The organism is Bartonella sp. AC158YNML, assembly GCF_042196725.1.
In the GTDB taxonomy this organism is placed as follows: Bacteria; Pseudomonadota; Alphaproteobacteria; order Rhizobiales; family Rhizobiaceae; genus Bartonella.
Genome location: NZ_JBHIQU010000106.1, coordinates 1 through 548 on the forward strand (window position 1 = coordinate 1; position 548 = coordinate 548).

A 548-nucleotide genomic window follows, 5' to 3' on the forward strand; every position below is an offset into this window, starting at 1 on the left:
TGCACTATCTGCTGTACTTTTTGCTTCTAAGGCTACCGATTTGGCATTACTTGCCTCCTCTTTCGCTTCTTCTGAGAGTGTCTTAGATGCCTCTGCTGTCTGCTTGGCGTCTCTTAAATCCGTTAATGCCTTCTCTACTGCCGTTTGTACTTGAGACGCTGTTTTTGTAAGTTCTGTAACAGAAGATGTTGCTCGTTCCGATAAACCTTTTGCCTCTTCGGCAATATCCTTGGCATCAGCGGCTGCCTGGTTGGCTCCATCTGCCTTCACACTTGCTTGTGTCGCTACCGTTCTAACTTCATGACACGTTGCTACCGCTGTTGCTGCTACTTGCGTCGTCTCTGTTGCTGTTTGGGAAGCCTCTCTCGCTGTTTGTTCTGCACGTTCAGCAATCGACTTCGATTCATCGGCTAATCTCTTTGCTTCAGTCGATAAATTAACAGCATTCTCACTTGCCTGCTTGACCTCTACAAAACTTTGCAATGCCGTAGCCAATGAACCTTTCGTACCACTTATTTCCCCTGTAGCTCTATCAAATCCTGCCTTCG

Annotated in this window: 1 pseudogene; it reads right to left on the minus strand. The window is 46.9% G+C overall.

The features are described from left to right. Positions 1–548 (minus strand): annotated as a pseudogene (locus ACFIM1_RS09505) (hypothetical protein); the annotation flags it as partial.